Genomic DNA, 15,462 nt, shown 5'->3' on the forward strand with positions numbered 1-15,462 from the left:
TATAACTTGAGGCTTTGTTTGTAAATCTCAGTTTAAGCTTCAAATTGGACGATTTGTAAGTAACTATGCGCTTAATTGTAGTAGTTGGGCTGGTTGAATTTGCCCTTTAGTGGGTGATTTAACCTCATTTGGCGTAGAAGGCAGAAAATAAAAATACTTTTTCAGTCTGGATTGCATTGTCTGTTTGAAAAAATAAGTACTTTTGCCAACGAAACACACCGAACCTCATGACAGAATCTCTTATCAATGGGCGAATCTCGCAAATCATTGGTGCCGTCGTTGACGTCGCTTTTGATACAGAAGGGCACCCTGCGGCAGAAGTGCTGCCTAAAATACACGATGCTTTGGAAGTAACGCACCCGGATGGTCGTCAGATCATTATCGAAGTGCAACAACATATCGGCGAAGATACAGTCCGCACGGTCGCAATGGACAATACGGACGGCTTGATGCGCGGATTGGAAGTGCGCCAGTTGGGCAGTCCGATCACTATGCCTATCGGCGAGCAAATCAAAGGTCGTATGCTTAACGTAACAGGCAGTACTATTGATGGTTTGCATAGCGTAGACAAAGGCGCTGATGCTTACCCCATTCACCGACCGGCTCCCGACTTCAAGGATTTGAAGACGAGTACGGAAATACTCTATACCGGTATCAAAGTGATCGATTTGCTTGAGCCTTATAGCAAGGGTGGAAAGACCGGACTCTTTGGTGGTGCCGGCGTAGGTAAGACGGTACTCATCATGGAGTTGATCAATAATATCGCCAAAGGTCACGATGGTTTCTCTGTCTTTGCCGGCGTTGGTGAGCGTACGCGTGAGGGTAACGACCTCTTGCGCGAGATGATCGAATCAGGCGTTATTAAATATGGAAAGGAATTTACCGACGCTATGGAAAAAGGCGAGTGGGACCTTTCTAAAGTAGATTATAATGAAGTAGTCAAGAGTCAGGCGACGCTCATCTATGGTCAGATGAACGAGCCGCCGGGTGCTCGTGCCAGTGTGGCATTGTCCGGCCTTTCTGTAGCAGAATCGTTCCGTGATTCAGGTGTAAAAGAAGGCAAGGCTACGGATATTTTGTTCTTTATCGACAACATCTTCCGCTTTACGCAGGCTGGCTCCGAGGTGTCTGCTTTGTTAGGGCGTATGCCTTCGGCCGTGGGTTATCAACCTACGCTTTCGAGCGAAATGGGTGCGATGCAGGAGCGTATTACTTCGACGAAGAATGGATCAATTACGTCTATTCAGGCCGTATATGTGCCAGCCGATGACTTGACCGACCCTGCACCGGCAACGACTTTTACTCACTTGGACGCTACGACCGTGTTGAGCCGTAAGATTACGGAGTTGGGTATTTATCCGGCAGTAGATCCGCTGGCTTCTACTTCTCGTATTCTTGATCCGAATATCATTGGCAAAGAGCATTATGACTGTGCGCAGCGCGTGAAGCAGATTCTGCAAAAATATATGGAGCTTCAGGATATTATTGCTATTCTCGGTATGGATGAACTTTCAGATGAGGATAAGCAAACTGTGAATCGTGCTCGTCGCGTACAGCGCTTCCTGAGCCAACCATTTACTGTGGCTGAGAAGTTCACAGGCGTTCCGGGCGTAATGGTGCCCATTGAGGAAGTGATCCGCGGCTTTAATATGATTTTGGATGGTGAAGTCGATTATCTGCCCGAACAAGCATTCTTGAATGTTGGTACAATTGATGAGGCCATCGAGAAGGGTAAACGATTGATGGAAAATGCGCAGGCTTAATAGTCTTGCGCATAGAGCTGTCTTTGTTATTCTAAATAGCTAAACCAAGCGAAAACGTATGAAAGTAATCATAGTTTCACCGGAAAAGGTCTTGTATCAAGGCGAAGCTTCGTCGGTAGTCGTTCCGGGTGAGAAGGGGCGTTTTGAGATCTTAGACCACCACGCGCCAATTATCTCGACTTTGACGAAAGGCACAGTTGTCTGCCGCGGAAATGCTCCTGTGACACTCGCTGTGCGCGGCGGATTCGTGGACGTAGCTTGCAATGAAGTTAGTATTTGCGTAGAAGAGGAGTGTAAATGAAAGTTGCTAAGCCCCTTATTTCATTGGCAGTAGTTTACTTGCTACTCGGTCCTATACTTTTCCTGTTGGAAAGGAATCAGCTTGGGATGGAAGCGCTCAAACAAATATTGCCGATAATCTTGCTGGGGACGTTTTTCTTTGCTTTTTCTTTCTTCGAACTTTCCTTTGGCGATCGCTTACGGCGAACTCAGAATAAGACGATGACCGGCTTTTATTTGACGACGAAAGTGGTGCGCCTATTATCAGCCTTAGTATTGTTTTTGATCTACGCCTTATTAGTTAAGACGCAGCTATTATACTTTACGATTAACCTTGCCGGGTTTTACTTGGTGACAACAGCTTTCTTGTCTTATTATTATATAAGGGTGGAAAGCAAGTCAAAATCGGAGGCTAAAGCTTCATAAATTCTCGCATTATCTCAAACGATATGAAACATATTTACGCCATAGGAATAGCGCTTATTTTTGCTCTTTTTACATTTGTACCTGCTCCTGCGCACGCCGAAGAGGAGGTCGATGTGAAAGAAATCGTATTAGGGCATATGAGCGATGCTTACGAATGGCATATCACGACCTTTGGACATAAGCATATCTCATTACCGCTCCCTGTTATCGTAAAAAGTCAGCGTGACGGGCAATGGCACGTATTCTCTTCTGCTCGCTTCGAGGAGGGTGCGGGAGGTGTATATGATGGCTTTTATATTGATGCTGCGCGACAAGGAAAGATTTATGAAAAAGGCTACGAGGAACGCCCTTGGGATTTAAGCATTACCAAAGATGTGGTGCAGATTTGGCTCAACGTCCTTGTCTTGCTTTTGATCTTCATTCCTTGTGCTCGTTGGTATAAACGCCACGAGGTGACCAAGGAGGCGCCAAAAGGTTTTGTGGGCTGTATCGAAGTGCTCGTCTCTGCGATCAACGATGATGTGATCAAAACAGGAATCGGCGAAAAGAACTATCGTCCTTATTCCCCTTTCCTCTTGACGATGTTCTTCTTCATCTTGGTTACAAACTTGATGGGCTTGATTCCCTTCTTCCCGGGAGGTGCTAACGTGACCGGTAATATTACGATAACCTTTCTCTTGGCTTTCCTTACCTTTATTGCAATCAATGTCTTTGGCAATAAGGAATATTGGAAAGAAGTATTTTGGCCGGACGTTCCGGTTTGGATGAAGTGTCCGGTGCCCTTGATGCCCGTTATCGAGTTCTTTAGCTTATTTACGAAGCCTTTCGCCTTGATGGTGCGTCTCTTTGCCAATATGTTGGCGGGGCATGCAATTATACTTTCATTGACGTGTGTGATCTTTATTACTCTCCAAGTCAATCTCTATGTAGGATCAACCATCTCAGTCTTCAGTGCAATCTTGATGATCTTTATGAATGCTCTCGAACTCTTGGTTGCATTTATTCAGGCTTATGTCTTTACGATGCTGAGCGCGATCTTTATTGGCTTGGCACATCCGCATCACGAACATACTACAAATCAAATAAAAGAATAAATTAAACTCTTACTACTATGTTACAACTGTTAATGGACATGGCAAAAGGAATTGCCGAATTGGGTGCAGCTATCGGTGCAGGTCTCTCAGTATTAGGTGCCGGCTTCGGTATCGGTAAAATCGGCTCTTCAGCAATGGAAGCCATCGCACGCCAACCAGAGGCTGCCGGCGATATTCGTTCTAACATGATCGTTATTGCTGCTTTGATCGAGGGTGTTGCTTTCTTTGGAGCAATCGTTTGTTTGCTCGTCCTCTTCTTGTAATAGCTTTACACATCGATAATTTGAAAAAAGGCCGCACTCCATATTATATATGGAGGCCTTTATCAAACTCAATTAAATAAAGACGATATTATGGAGAATATGCCATCCATATTGACGCCCGACTTTGGCTTGCTATTTTGGATGCTGCTCGCATTCGGAGTCGTCTTCTTCTTATTGGCAAAGTATGGCTTTCCGGCAATAACTAAGGCTGTTGAGGAACGCAAGAACTATATTGATGAGTCGCTCAAAAATGCTCGTGAGACTAATGAGAGGTTGGCCAACGTAAAGGTTGAGAGTGAAAACATCTTGAAGGAAGCGCACGAACAGCAGGCTCGTATCATTAAAGAAGCGATGGCTACACGCGATAATATTATCGCAGAGGCCCGAAATAAGGCCCAAACAGAAGGGCAACAGCTCTTTGAAGAGGCCAAAAAGCAAATTGTAGCTGAAAAGGAAAACGCTTTGCGTGACATTCGCTCGCAAGTTGCAGATCTGTCTGTCTTGATTGCGGAGAAAGTAATACGTCGCCAGTTGGACAATGCCGAAGAGCAGGAGAAGTATATCGATAGGATTCTTAATGATATGAATAAAGGCTGATCATGGATATCGGAATTATTTCTATTCGCTACGCAAAAGCTCTGCTACGATTTGCGATAGATAATAAAGAGGAAGAGCGCGTCTATGCGGAAATGGAGACGATGGCGCATTCTTTCTTGCATATTCCTACGTTGCGCCAAGTTCTTCAGGATCCACTATCAGACAATGCTCGACAAGTTGAGATTCTTTCTTGTGCAACGTGCGGCAATGAAAGTTTATCTGCTTCTACGAAGCGCTTCATTCAGTTAGTGACAGTGCATAATCGCACAGATCTGATGCAGTTTATCGCCCAAGCTTATATTACGCTTTACTTGAAGCGTAAACGTATCATTAAGGGGCGGCTGATTGTGCCGATGGCTACGCCGGAGACAATTTGTCAGAAATTGCAGGAGATTATTGAAAAACGAACCAATTGCAGCATTGAGTTTAAGGTGGAAATAGATGCGTCCATAGCAGGCGGATTTATCTTGGATTACGATACTTATCGATTAGATGCAAGTCTGAAAACCCAATTAAAGGAGCTGCGCGACGCACTTGCTTAGTTTTTGAAAGAAGACGGGCGATGAGCGAATGCTCCGATTATTCTAAATAGCAAACAATAATATGTCAAACAATATCAAACCAAGTGAAGTATCGGATATCCTTTTGCAGCAATTGAAGGATATCAATATCAAGGTCAAGTTTGAGGAAGTTGGCGTTGTCCTTACAGTGGGTGACGGCGTTTCTCGCGTTTATGGCCTTTCCAATGTCACGGAGAACGAACTCGTGCAGTTTGAAAACGGCGTGATGGGTGTAGCGATGAACTTGGAAGAAGATAACGTCGGCGTGGTTTTACTTGGTCCGTCTGAAGGAATTAAAGAGGGCCAAAGCGTGAAGCGTACTGATCGCGTTGCTTCTATTGAAGTAAGCGATGAAATGTTGGGGCGCGTTATCAATCCGCTTGGTACTCCCCTTGATGGAGCCGGTGCGATTGGTGGAGAGAAATATCTGATGCCGCTTGATCGTAAGGCGCCGGGTGTTATTTATCGCCAACCCGTTAATCAAGCTTTGCAAACGGGCTTGAAAGCTGTCGACTCAATGATTCCTATTGGCCGCGGTCAGCGTGAATTGATTATTGGCGACCGTCAGACCGGAAAGACCGCCATTGCCATAGATACAATCATTAACCAACGAGAGAATTTTGAGAAAGGTGATCCCGTTTATTGTATTTATGTCGCCATAGGTCAGAAAGCGTCTACTGTTGCAGCTACAGTAGAGACGTTGAAGAAAAACGGCGCTATGCCTTATACGATTATTGTTAGCGCAACGGCTTCCGAGCCGGCTGCGTTACAATACTTTGCCCCTTTTGCCGGTGCGGCTATTGGCGAATACTTTCGCGATCGTGGCTTGTCAGCTTTAGTCGTATATGATGACTTGTCGAAGCAAGCTGTTGCTTATCGCGAGGTGTCCTTGATTCTTCGTCGTCCATCCGGCCGTGAAGCTTATCCTGGTGATGTCTTCTACCTTCACTCTCGCTTGTTGGAGCGTGCCGCAAAGATTAACAATCAAGATGAAGTCGCCGCTAATATGAACGACCTGCCCGAATGTATGCAAGGTAAGGTTAAAGGTGGTGGCTCATTGACTGCATTGCCTATCATTGAGACGCAAGCCGGCGACGTTTCTGCTTATATTCCGACGAACGTAATTTCTATTACCGACGGCCAGATTTATTTGGATACAAACCTCTTCAACAGAGGCCAACGTCCGGCTATTGATGTGGGTATTTCCGTCAGCCGTGTGGGTGGTGCAGCTCAGATTAAGAGTATGAAGAAAGTGGCCGGAACGTTGAAGATTGACCAAGCACAGTATCGTGAATTGGAGTCTTTTGCGAAGTTCTCTTCTGATATGGATCCGGTGACAGCTATGACCATCGACCGTGGACGTAAGAATAACGTCCTCTTGATTCAGAAGCAGTATTCGCCGATGCCCGTTACAGAGCAAGTAGCCATACTTTATTGTGGCACACGGGGACTCTTGAAGAGCGTACCATTGGAGAAGGTCGATGATTTCCAGACATCTTTCTTGCAAATCGTGCGTTCCTCTCATCAAGAAGATATTTTAGATGAAATTGTCAAAGGTAATCTGAGTAAGGAAGTTTGCCAAGCGATTGAGAAAGTTGCATCCGAAGTTTCCGCCCAATATCAGTAAAAGGATAGCTTATGCCCTCATTAAAAGAAGTCAAGACCCGAATATCATCTGTCGGTAGCACGCGTAAGATTACTAGTGCGATGAAGATGGTGGCGTCTGCCAAGTTGCACCAAGCTGAGAAAACCATTGAAAGCATGCGTCCTTACGAAGAGCGTTTGCATGCAATCATGGCCCGTTTTGTCGGCAACCTTGAGGGTGAAATCTCTTCACCGTTTGCTGTAAAACGAGAGGTGAAGCGCGTAGCTTTGGTGGTTTACACCTCCAATTCCTCTCTTTGTGGCGCCTTCAATGGTAATGTTATCAAAGAATTTCAGCGCACACTCGACGCCTATCGTGCAAAAGGTATAAGCATTGTCAAGGTATTTCCTTTCGGTAAAAAAGGATTAGAAGCGGTGCGTAAGGCTGGCTTTGAAGACGTTGCAGATTATTCTCACTTGATGGATCATCCGAGTTACAATCCGGCTGCTGAGGTTGCCGCCCAATTGATGCAATCGTATGAAGACGGCGAGATAGATCACGTTGAGTTGATTTATCATCACTTTAAGTCGACGGCAACACAAGTGCTAACACAAGAAACTTTCTTGCCGATTGCTTTAGTTCAAGAAGAAGCAGACAAGACAAAGGCCGGGCCTGCTTTGGATTATATCATAGAGCCAGACGTCGAAACTTTGATGCTTAATCTCATACCCAAGGCACTGCACTTAAAGCTCTACACAGCCTTGCTTGATAGTTTAGCGAGTGAGCACGCCGCGCGCGTCGTTGCAATGCAGGTTGCTACTGACAACGCCGATGATTTGTTGCACGACCTCACGTTACAATATAATAAGAGTCGCCAGCAGGCTATTACAGCCGAGCTCCTCGATATCGTAGGTGGTGCTCAGCAATAAGTAACTAACGTGAGTCCGACGAATTCAGAACAAAGTAAGCTGTGTATCAATGGTCCTTTGTACATTGATGCATGGCTTCTTTGGGAACAAGCAATAGGCAGCAATGGCACCTAATAAGTTGACGATGAAATTGTCAAAGCATCTATGCCTGGAGTGCTCCACTTGTGCAATGTTCTTAAGTTCATCATTCACCGTTTCTATAATGGCTCTTTTTCTGAGTAAAAGTCTGTCTGAAACACTCATTAAGGCTCCTTTCATGTTACTTTTCAATTTGGTAATAAGTTGTATTCCGTCAACGAAAAGCCTTTGGAAGAGGTTCTTGCTGATGTAGCCCCTGTCCCCAAACAGTTTACCTTGTATGAACTCTACAAAAGCTTTGTACTCCAAAGGCTTACGGTCATCAACATCTCCCGGAGTTATCATAAAGTTGAGAAGCTCTCCTTTCTCATTGCAAATCAAATGCAATTTGAAACCGAAGAACCAACCCATAGAACATTTTCCTCTTTGGGCTATGCCTTTGAAAACTTTGTGAATATGTATTCTCTGGTTTTTGCAGACACGCAATGGTGTACTGTCAACAAAGCTTATGCCCGTGCATTTGCCCAAGAGGACCTTCTTGATAAACAAGGTTAAGGGTACGGCTACCTCCCTTTCCAATTCTACTAAACGGTTATAAGAAACAACATTGGGAAACAGATGGCGAAGCTGCTTGCATACTTTTTCAAGATAGAAATGTTTAAAGCAGCGATAACCGGAATCGTGGAAAAGTATCATTATCAGCATGACTTCTGCCTTTGACATCGTGGAACTTCGATGATATTTTCTTTTTCCGGCAGGTTTTAGCGCATATTTTGCCGTCATTGCATCAAAAAACTTGCAGAAGTCGTCTGCCATACAAAATATTTCAGTAACTTTGGCTTCGGTGATCATAGCGATTTTTGTTTGTAATTCTATGTATATCAGCACCTTAAAATTACAACAAATTTCGCTAATCACCAAATTTATAGACACTTATAATTCGTCGAACTCACGTTAAATACAATTTCTATTGTATAATAAAATGGGATGTACAACAAATGTACATCCCATTTTTATATCTATCAAATAAAAGTCTTGATGAGGGACAGGTAATAACCCCATACTTTTATATTGCTGTCCGATAAAAGTTTTTTGATTGATATGCCGTTCTTTTGGAGAGGGCAAAAAGTAAAGGGCTGATTTCGTTTTGTAAAGTCAGCCCTTAATGGTTAATTTGTATTCGACAAAAAAACATTTAACCATGGGTAAAAGTACACATTTTAGCGGACAGCCGCTCTATTCTCAGATCATAAAATTGTTGAACAAGTCCGAAATCCTCCGCATAAGCAGCGAACAGGGCGCAGAACGCTATGTCAAGAGCTTTGACGCTTGGACTCATCTGCTTGTGATGCTTTATGCCGTCATCATGCGTTTCGACTCTCTACGTGAAATCACCGCGTCCCTTCAGGCCGAGGCCTGTAAGCTGCGCCATCTCGGCATCTTCATGATGACTTCAAGGAGCACTTTGGCGGATGGAAACAAAAGGCGTTCGGAGGCGGTCTTTGAGGCCGTTTATAGGGATTTATACGCCAAGCATCGTCATCTTCTTTCTTCGGACAGCCGGCTGTGCACAAGAAAAAATGAACCGAAATGGATGAAACGGCTGAAGATAATCGACTCCACAACGATTACCCTCTTCTCCAACCTGCTCTTCAAAGGCGTAGGCAGACATCCCAAAACAGGTAAAAAGAAAGGGGGTATCAAAGTGCACAGTATAATCCAAGCCAACGAGGGAGTTCCATCGGACATCCGCTTCACTTCCGCAGCCACCAATGACTCTTTTATGCTCTTGCCGGCCACGTTGAACAGGGGGGATATCATTGCCATGGATCGTGCCTACATCGACTATGCGAAGTTTCAGCAGATGACTGAGCGCGGCGTCGTCTATGTCACGAAGATGAAGAAAAACCTGCAATACACGATAGAGGAGGACGTCATGTGTCAAACGCCGGAAGGGGTGATGCAGGTTCGTGTACAACGGGTTACTTTCCGAAAGAAACTCAAGGGCGGTTCCAGCATTGTCCATCACGCACGCATCGTCACTTATGTCGATGTTCAGAAGCGCAAACTCATCTCCCTCCTGACTAACGACATGACCTCGGACCCGCTCGAAATCATGGATATCTACCACAAAAGATGGGCCATAGAGTTGTTGTTCAAGCAGATAAAGCAGAACTTTCCACTCAAATACTTCTATGGAGAGAGTGCCAATGCCATCAAGATACAGATTTGGGTAACGTTGATCGCCAACCTGCTGCTCATGATAATGCGGAGGAGGCTCATACGCTCTTGGAGCTTTTCGGGGTTGGCCACAATGGTCAGGATAACACTGATGTACTATGTGGATTTCTACAGCCTCTTTAATCATCCCGAAAAAGATTGGGAAGCATGCCTGAAAGAAGCGGCCGAAAGCCCTCAAATGCCTTCGCTTTTTGATTAGGGGGGGCTTGGAATGCCAAAAAGAGAACCTCAACCGCATTGTTTCAGCGATTGAGGCGGTCTTTCCTACTCTTTTTGACGTTTATCGGACAGCAATATTTCTTATAACCGTTTAGTAGAATTGGAAAAGGAGGTAGCCGTACCCTTAACCTTATTTATCAAGAAGGTCCTCTTGGGCAAATGCACGGGCATAAGCTTTGTTGACAGTACACCATTGCGTGTCTGCAAAAACCAGAGAATACATATTCACAAAGTTTTCAAAGGCATAGCCCAAAGAGGAAAATGCTCTATGGGTTGGTTCTTCGGTTTCAAATTGCATTTGATTTGCAATGAGAAAGGAGAGCTTCTCAACTTTATGATAACTCCGGGAGATGTAGATGACTGTAAGCCTTTGGAGTACAAAGCTTTTATAGAGTTCATACAAGGTAGGCTGTTCGGTGACAAGGGGTACATCGGCAAGAACCTCTTCCAAAGACTTTTCGTTGATGGAATACAACTTATTACCAAATTGAAAAGTAACATGAAAGGAGCATTAATGAGTGTTTCAGACAGACTTTTACTCAGAAAAAGAGCCATTATAGAGACTGTGAATGATGAACTTAAAAACATCGCACAGGTAGAGCACTCCAGGCATAGATGCTTTGACAATTTCATCGTCAACTTATTAGGTGCCATTGCTGCCTATTGCTTGTTCCCAAAGAAGCCATGCATCAATGTACAAAGGACCATTGATACACAGCTTACTTTGTTCTGAATTCGTCGAACTCACGTTAAAATAGTTTCAATAAAAGCCCAAAAAGAGGATTATTTTTCGTATATTTGTTGTTGATAACCAAACAGATAACAAAAAACAATCCTCTATGAAACTTGTCAGCAAAGTTACGGAAATTTATTGTGTTGCAGATGATTTCTGCAAAGAATATGAGTTAGAATTGAACAAAAAAGCACTTTCGCTTTCAAACCCCTCTCCAAACGCCCCTAAAACTCGCAATAGAAAGGGAAGAATGAGCGATGCAGAAATGATTACCATTCTTGTGTTGTTCCACAGCAATACGTTTCGCAATTTCAAACATTTCTATCTCTTCTACGTCTGTCGAGAACTTAAAGAAGAGTTCCCTAACCTTCTTTCGTATACCCGCTTTGTGGAACGTATGCCACGAGTGGCGATCCCCCTTTTGCTCTTCCTTAAATTAGCTCTGATGGGAGAATGTACAGGGATTACTTTTATCGATTCAACGCGTATTCCCGTGTGTGAAAACAAGCGTGAGTATTCTAATCGTGTCTTCAAGGGCTATGCTCATAAAGGGAAAAGCACGATGGGATGGTACTATGGTTTTAAGCTGCATCTGCTGTGTAATGAACGAGGGGAATTACTCAACTTTGCACTTACCAAAGCCAATGTGGACGATCGTAACCCGGAGGTATTTAATAACTTGACTAAGGATTTATTCGGAAAGCTCTATGCGGACAAGGGATACATTTCACAATCTCTTTTTGCTTCACTCTTCGATAGGGGAGTTCACATCGTCACGGGAATACGCACTAATATGAAGAACCGCTTAATGGATGTGCACGACAAAATCATGCTCCGCAAAAGAAGCATTATCGAAACCATTAACGATATGCTCAAGAACGTGGCACAGATTGTTCATACCCGCCACAGAAGTATCTCAAACTTTATTGTCAACCTTTTGGCAGGAATGGCGGCTTATGCTTTCTACGATACAAAACCCTCTATCAATATGGAGTTTGAGATGGAGGGAAAAACAGAAGTGAAACAGCTCACACTTTTCTAAATTTACTTGCCTGAAACAATAAATCTTCGGCCTAAAACAAGGTCGAAAGAATCGTTGTGGACTATAATCTGAGTAAAAAGGAGGGGGCCTTAAACCGAATTGGGGTATATTATATACAGTCCTTCAGCAATGGATTATACAACAAAAACGCCCTATCTCCTAAAAAGGAGGTAGGGCGAATACCAATAACCACTTAATATTTTCTTATCCCTAATCTGTCATATCATTTGCTGATAGCAGTTTCCCAAGTTCATAGCGTAAGTTCTGACACATAGGGCCATTACCTACAGACTGGTAGCGCTTGATGCGATACTCCAAAGATTTAATCAAATTTTTCTCTTTCATAATCATCTGTGTTATGGTGTCCCGTTTGGACGACCGTTATGCATTTTTACTTGTTTTATCGGTGCAAAATTACGCTAAGAGCGCCTAATAGAGCGAAGCGAACGCTTTATTCCGGCAAAAAAGTGGCAGATTTAGTATTTTCCACTACAATCTGCTTAGTTCACTTGGCGTTCTTATATCCATAAACTGTTGTTATAACGAAATAAATGCGCTAATTTTACACCCTCATATCTAAACTACGCGATCATGCAAGATAAAAAACAGCACATCACATTCACTGTTTACCAAACAGAAACGGAATTGCCGCTCGAAGATAAAAAGCTCATCAACTTAGCCAAGGATGCTACGGAAACGAGCTTCTCTCCCTACTCAAATTTCTGCGTTGGTGCAGCCATATTGCTTGAAAATGGGAAAATCATTCAAGGCAGCAATCAGGAAAACGCTTCTTTCACGACGGGTACGTGCGCAGAACGTTGCGCAATGTTCTATGCCAACGCTCAATACCCGGGCGTAGCAGTAAGCGCTATTGCCATTGCAGCCAAGAAGCGCAATGGAGCGTTTACCAACGTCCCTATTTCTCCCTGTGGTGCTTGCCGCCAAGTATTAGCAGAAGTGGAACATCGACAAACAAAACCTTATAAGGTTCTACTATATGGGACTAAAGAAATTTATTCCTTCGACACGATGGCTTGCCTGCTGCCATTTCAGTTTAATGGCGATAGTCTTTAATTTATGAAATAAGCGTGGAGCTTTCTTACCGCTCCACGCTTCTACACATTATATATAATAAGGTGCGAACGGCCTCAAATAGAAGCCTTCGCACTTTTATTTATTTCTTCGTTCGTTCAATGTGGCGATATGCTTCATTTGCCGTTCTATCCAACGCTGCCGCTGTCGCATATAAGAACCGGGCCGTTTCGAATCAAAACGAAGCGGGTTGGGGAGCGTTGCTGCAATCAATGCACAATCAGAGCGGCGCAGCTGCTTCGCATGACAATCAAAGTTGCAGCGTGCAACGGCTTCTACGCCATAAATGCCATTCCCCATTTCTATGCTATTCAGATATACCTCCATAATGCGGTCTTTTGACCACAACAGCTCTATCAATATCGTAAAATAAACTTCAAATCCCTTACGTATCCAAGTAGAACCCGGCCAAAGAAATACATTCTTTGCCGTCTGCTGACTGATGGTGCTACCGCCCCTCCTACGTCCGCCGTTAATCTGCTCTTTTGCCGCATCGGCAATTGCATTAACATCAAAGCCATGATGGTGAAGAAAATTTTGATCTTCCGAAGCCATTACCGCGACGGGCATATATACCGACATACTATCCAACGGCACCCATCGGTGAAGCAAACGAGGCGACTCGCCGCGCTGCATCTGCTGCGCACAACGAATGACCATCAGCGGCGTGACTTCGACGGGGAGCCAACGATAAGCTAAGACGACTAAAACTGTACTTGAGAAGAAGCCGATAAGGACCCACTTCAGTATCTTAAAAAACTTCATAAGAGCAGGCTTTATAAAAAATCCTCCTTATTCCGTTTTTGATTCGGAATGTGGAGGAATAGAAACAAGTATTTAACCTAAAAACTTTTAAGTCTTATTGTTCATTTAGAAAGGCAGATCGTCAGTCGGATCTTCTTCAGGCACAGCCGTCGGAGCCGGCACATCAATTTGCGGCGCAGCAGCTTGTGCTGCCATAGGTGCAGCGGCTTGCGTCTGCGCTGCTTGTACGCGCCAAGCTGATATATCATTAAACCATCGTCCCTGATACTCGTGAGCATCGATGTCAAAAGACACTGTTAGCTCCTGCCCTACCTGTATATTAAATTGACGCAGCCGATCCTCGCCAAAGACGCGAAAGACACAATGACGGGGAAACTGCCCATCTGTCGTCTCTATTACAAACTCTTGTGACTTCCAATTGTTACCCGTGCGCTTTGATACGCCTTCACGCGGCTCAAGGGCAGCAATTATCTTACCAGTAATTTCCATTTTAGTATCGCTAAAATTATTTTCGAGGCGAAATTACAATTTTCTTTTTATCTTCTCAGCATAAAAATCAATAATATGCCTCATCAGAGCGAAACTTTTTCCAAAGTAGTGCACACCAATGATGCAATAGTGAACTCATAGCCAAACAAAAAAGGTTATTATTCAGCATTATTATTGCAGTTGCTCACTCTTACGACCGACAACCTTCCACCATCCTCTCCTACTCTTTCTATACATGCTACAACTCACACCACCGACAGACACAAAAAGATTATATAGTATAGAAAGTCAACATATTAGCGCTTATTATATCACATCATAAAGGCAAAATGAACAATAGTAAGTTCTCAAACACTTAGAAAAATCGCATCGTATCCTAAGGCTTGACTTCTAACTTTAACAAATGCGTGATACGCGCGTAGTTGTACAATTCTCCCTCCACGTGCGTACGAGTGTCCCTCCGTAAGGGGACATACGTACGATCACGAAAGTAATTTTGCCAAATGCGGCTTCAGAAAAGCAATTATAATCACGAGGAATCGTTTACAAGACTAAAAAAACGCATTAAAGGCTTTGGCTATTTTTCCTTTAAGCGTAACTTTGCAAGCGAAATGGGCGTCTTCGCAGAATATATCAGTACTTTTCAACTTTTTCTCAAAGGTTTAATCATTGGCATCATAGCTTCTGCTCCAATGGGGCCGGTAGGTATACTCTGCATCCAACGAACCTTACAGAAAGGGCGGTCTTATGGTATTGTGACAGGTGCCGGTGCTGCATTAAGCGATCTCTTTTATGCACTTATCACTGGTGCCGGAATGAGTATTGTAATCGACTTTATCGATAATGAACGCAACGTCTTTTGGCTTAAACTGGTAGGAAGCGTTATGCTCTTCATCTTTGGCATTTGGACGTTCTTGTCTGACCCGCGTAAAAGTTTTCGCCCCGTCTCACACAATAAAGGGACGCTGCTTCACAATTTCATCACCTCTTTCTTTGTCACCGTCTCCAATCCGCTCATCATTTTTCTCTTCTTGGCCTCGTTTAATATGCTGACATTCGTTGTGCCCAATAATGTTTTCGGGTCGATTGTCGGCTATTTGTCTATCTTAGCCGGAGCAATGATATGGTGGTGGGGCCTGACTTACGTTATTGTTAAGATGAGAAAAAACTTTGGCCTGCACGGCATCAAAAGGCTTAATCATACGATAGGATCCATCGTTGTGATCATCTCTATTGCTTACGCCATTATGACACTGCTTCACTTATCGCTCTATTGAAGTGAATCGGTATAACGCATCTCTATCTTT

General features: G+C 43.8%; 15 protein-coding genes and 2 pseudogenes. 14 read left to right on the plus strand and 3 right to left on the minus strand.

Going from position 1 to position 15,462, the window contains the following annotated elements; all coding sequences use genetic code 11:
* The first annotated feature begins 227 nt into the window (after nt 1-227).
* The 9 genes from atpD to GCWU000325_RS04060 all read left to right on the plus strand — a co-directional run bounded on the left by atpD (nt 228) and on the right by GCWU000325_RS04060 (nt 7,496).
* Nucleotides 228-1,763 (plus strand): F0F1 ATP synthase subunit beta, encoded by a 1,536-nt coding sequence (gene atpD, locus GCWU000325_RS04020; RefSeq protein WP_006254880.1) that lies wholly within the window; start codon nt 228-230, stop codon nt 1,761-1,763.
* A 58-nt stretch (nt 1,764-1,821) separates the two neighbouring features.
* Entirely contained in the window at nt 1,822-2,064 is a 243-nt protein-coding gene (locus GCWU000325_RS04025; RefSeq protein WP_006254881.1) for a F0F1 ATP synthase subunit epsilon, read from the plus strand.
* Nucleotides 2,061-2,468, plus strand: coding sequence for a hypothetical protein (locus tag GCWU000325_RS04030; protein ID WP_006254882.1), 408 nt, complete (start codon nt 2,061-2,063; stop codon nt 2,466-2,468). Before GCWU000325_RS04025 ends, GCWU000325_RS04030 begins: the two co-directional genes overlap by 4 nt.
* Nucleotides 2,469-2,491: 23 nt before the next feature.
* The gene (atpB, locus tag GCWU000325_RS04035; protein ID WP_006254883.1) at nt 2,492-3,562 is read left to right on the plus strand and encodes a F0F1 ATP synthase subunit A; all 1,071 of its coding nucleotides are present in this window, start codon (nt 2,492-2,494) and stop codon (nt 3,560-3,562) included.
* A gap of 17 nt (nt 3,563-3,579) precedes the next feature.
* On the plus strand, nt 3,580-3,825 hold the full coding sequence (gene atpE, locus GCWU000325_RS04040; RefSeq protein ID WP_006254884.1) for an ATP synthase F0 subunit C: 246 nt from the start codon (nt 3,580-3,582) through the stop codon (nt 3,823-3,825).
* 90 nt (nt 3,826-3,915) lie between these two features.
* Nucleotides 3,916-4,422 carry a F0F1 ATP synthase subunit B gene (atpF, locus tag GCWU000325_RS04045; protein WP_006254885.1) on the plus strand — a complete coding sequence of 169 codons (507 nt, stop codon included), beginning with the start codon at nt 3,916-3,918 and terminating at the stop codon, nt 4,420-4,422.
* Between the two features lie 2 nt (nt 4,423-4,424).
* Entirely contained in the window at nt 4,425-4,964 is a 540-nt protein-coding gene (locus GCWU000325_RS04050) for a F0F1 ATP synthase subunit delta (RefSeq protein ID WP_006254886.1), read from the plus strand.
* 61 nt (nt 4,965-5,025) lie between these two features.
* Nucleotides 5,026-6,609 (plus strand): F0F1 ATP synthase subunit alpha, encoded by a 1,584-nt coding sequence (atpA, locus tag GCWU000325_RS04055; protein WP_006254887.1) that lies wholly within the window; start codon nt 5,026-5,028, stop codon nt 6,607-6,609.
* A gap of 11 nt (nt 6,610-6,620) precedes the next feature.
* On the plus strand, nt 6,621-7,496 hold the full coding sequence (locus tag GCWU000325_RS04060) for a F0F1 ATP synthase subunit gamma (RefSeq protein WP_006254888.1): 876 nt from the start codon (nt 6,621-6,623) through the stop codon (nt 7,494-7,496).
* A 24-nt stretch (nt 7,497-7,520) separates the two neighbouring features.
* Here GCWU000325_RS04060 and GCWU000325_RS04065 read toward each other — a convergent pair whose 3' ends face one another.
* Nucleotides 7,521-8,426 carry an IS982 family transposase gene (locus tag GCWU000325_RS04065; protein WP_083787965.1) on the minus strand — a complete coding sequence of 302 codons (906 nt, stop codon included), beginning with the start codon at nt 8,424-8,426 and terminating at the stop codon, nt 7,521-7,523.
* A 349-nt stretch (nt 8,427-8,775) separates the two neighbouring features.
* Here GCWU000325_RS04065 and GCWU000325_RS04070 point away from each other — a divergent pair, with 349 nt between their 5' ends.
* The 4 genes and pseudogenes from GCWU000325_RS04070 to GCWU000325_RS04085 form a co-directional block, all read left to right on the plus strand.
* Nucleotides 8,776-10,014 (plus strand): IS4 family transposase, encoded by a 1,239-nt coding sequence (locus GCWU000325_RS04070; protein WP_040598904.1) that lies wholly within the window; start codon nt 8,776-8,778, stop codon nt 10,012-10,014.
* Nucleotides 10,015-10,110: 96 nt separating this feature from the next.
* Nucleotides 10,111-10,767 (plus strand): annotated as a pseudogene (locus GCWU000325_RS04075) (IS982 family transposase); the annotation flags it as partial.
* A gap of 106 nt (nt 10,768-10,873) precedes the next feature.
* Nucleotides 10,874-11,809, plus strand: a complete 936-nt coding sequence (locus tag GCWU000325_RS04080) for an IS982 family transposase (protein WP_006254893.1) — start codon at nt 10,874-10,876, stop codon at nt 11,807-11,809.
* Between the two features lie 570 nt (nt 11,810-12,379).
* Nucleotides 12,380-12,883 (plus strand): annotated as a pseudogene (locus tag GCWU000325_RS04085) (cytidine deaminase); the annotation flags it as partial.
* A gap of 96 nt (nt 12,884-12,979) precedes the next feature.
* On the opposite strand, the gene mtgA reads toward GCWU000325_RS04085, so the two are convergent.
* Together mtgA and GCWU000325_RS04095 are read right to left on the minus strand one after the other, a co-directional pair.
* Nucleotides 12,980-13,666, minus strand: coding sequence for a monofunctional biosynthetic peptidoglycan transglycosylase (gene mtgA, locus GCWU000325_RS04090; protein ID WP_006254896.1), 687 nt, complete (start codon nt 13,664-13,666; stop codon nt 12,980-12,982).
* Between the two features lie 105 nt (nt 13,667-13,771).
* Nucleotides 13,772-14,155 carry a DUF3127 domain-containing protein gene (locus GCWU000325_RS04095; protein WP_006254897.1) on the minus strand — a complete coding sequence of 128 codons (384 nt, stop codon included), beginning with the start codon at nt 14,153-14,155 and terminating at the stop codon, nt 13,772-13,774.
* Nucleotides 14,156-14,766: 611 nt separating this feature from the next.
* Between GCWU000325_RS04095 and GCWU000325_RS04100 the strand changes: the two genes are divergently transcribed.
* The gene (locus tag GCWU000325_RS04100; protein WP_040599311.1) at nt 14,767-15,432 is read left to right on the plus strand and encodes a LysE family translocator; all 666 of its coding nucleotides are present in this window, start codon (nt 14,767-14,769) and stop codon (nt 15,430-15,432) included.
* Nucleotides 15,433-15,462 lie beyond the last annotated feature (30 nt).

This window comes from Alloprevotella tannerae ATCC 51259 (genome assembly GCF_000159995.1).
In the GTDB taxonomy this organism is placed as follows: domain Bacteria; phylum Bacteroidota; class Bacteroidia; order Bacteroidales; family Bacteroidaceae; genus Alloprevotella; species Alloprevotella tannerae.

Bases quoted from the DNA above. Each gene is read 5' to 3' on its own strand.
- GCWU000325_RS04065 (WP_083787965.1), bottom strand. From the start codon at position 8,426: ATGATCACCGAAGCCAAAGTTACTGAAATATTTTGTATGGCAGACGAC.
- GCWU000325_RS04030 (WP_006254882.1), top strand. From the start codon at position 2,061: ATGAAAGTTGCTAAGCCCCTTATTTCATTGGCAGTAGTTTACTTGCTA.
- GCWU000325_RS04080 (WP_006254893.1), top strand. From the start codon at position 10,874: ATGAAACTTGTCAGCAAAGTTACGGAAATTTATTGTGTTGCAGATGAT.
- atpB (WP_006254883.1), top strand. From the start codon at position 2,492: ATGAAACATATTTACGCCATAGGAATAGCGCTTATTTTTGCTCTTTTT.
- GCWU000325_RS04070 (WP_040598904.1), top strand. From the start codon at position 8,776: ATGGGTAAAAGTACACATTTTAGCGGACAGCCGCTCTATTCTCAGATC.
- GCWU000325_RS04095 (WP_006254897.1), bottom strand. From the start codon at position 14,155: ATGGAAATTACTGGTAAGATAATTGCTGCCCTTGAGCCGCGTGAAGGC.
- mtgA (WP_006254896.1), bottom strand. From the start codon at position 13,666: ATGAAGTTTTTTAAGATACTGAAGTGGGTCCTTATCGGCTTCTTCTCA.
- GCWU000325_RS04050 (WP_006254886.1), top strand. From the start codon at position 4,425: ATGGATATCGGAATTATTTCTATTCGCTACGCAAAAGCTCTGCTACGA.
- atpD (WP_006254880.1), top strand. From the start codon at position 228: ATGACAGAATCTCTTATCAATGGGCGAATCTCGCAAATCATTGGTGCC.
- atpE (WP_006254884.1), top strand. From the start codon at position 3,580: ATGTTACAACTGTTAATGGACATGGCAAAAGGAATTGCCGAATTGGGT.
- atpA (WP_006254887.1), top strand. From the start codon at position 5,026: ATGTCAAACAATATCAAACCAAGTGAAGTATCGGATATCCTTTTGCAG.
- GCWU000325_RS04025 (WP_006254881.1), top strand. From the start codon at position 1,822: ATGAAAGTAATCATAGTTTCACCGGAAAAGGTCTTGTATCAAGGCGAA.
- GCWU000325_RS04060 (WP_006254888.1), top strand. From the start codon at position 6,621: ATGCCCTCATTAAAAGAAGTCAAGACCCGAATATCATCTGTCGGTAGC.
- atpF (WP_006254885.1), top strand. From the start codon at position 3,916: ATGGAGAATATGCCATCCATATTGACGCCCGACTTTGGCTTGCTATTT.
- GCWU000325_RS04100 (WP_040599311.1), top strand. From the start codon at position 14,767: ATGGGCGTCTTCGCAGAATATATCAGTACTTTTCAACTTTTTCTCAAA.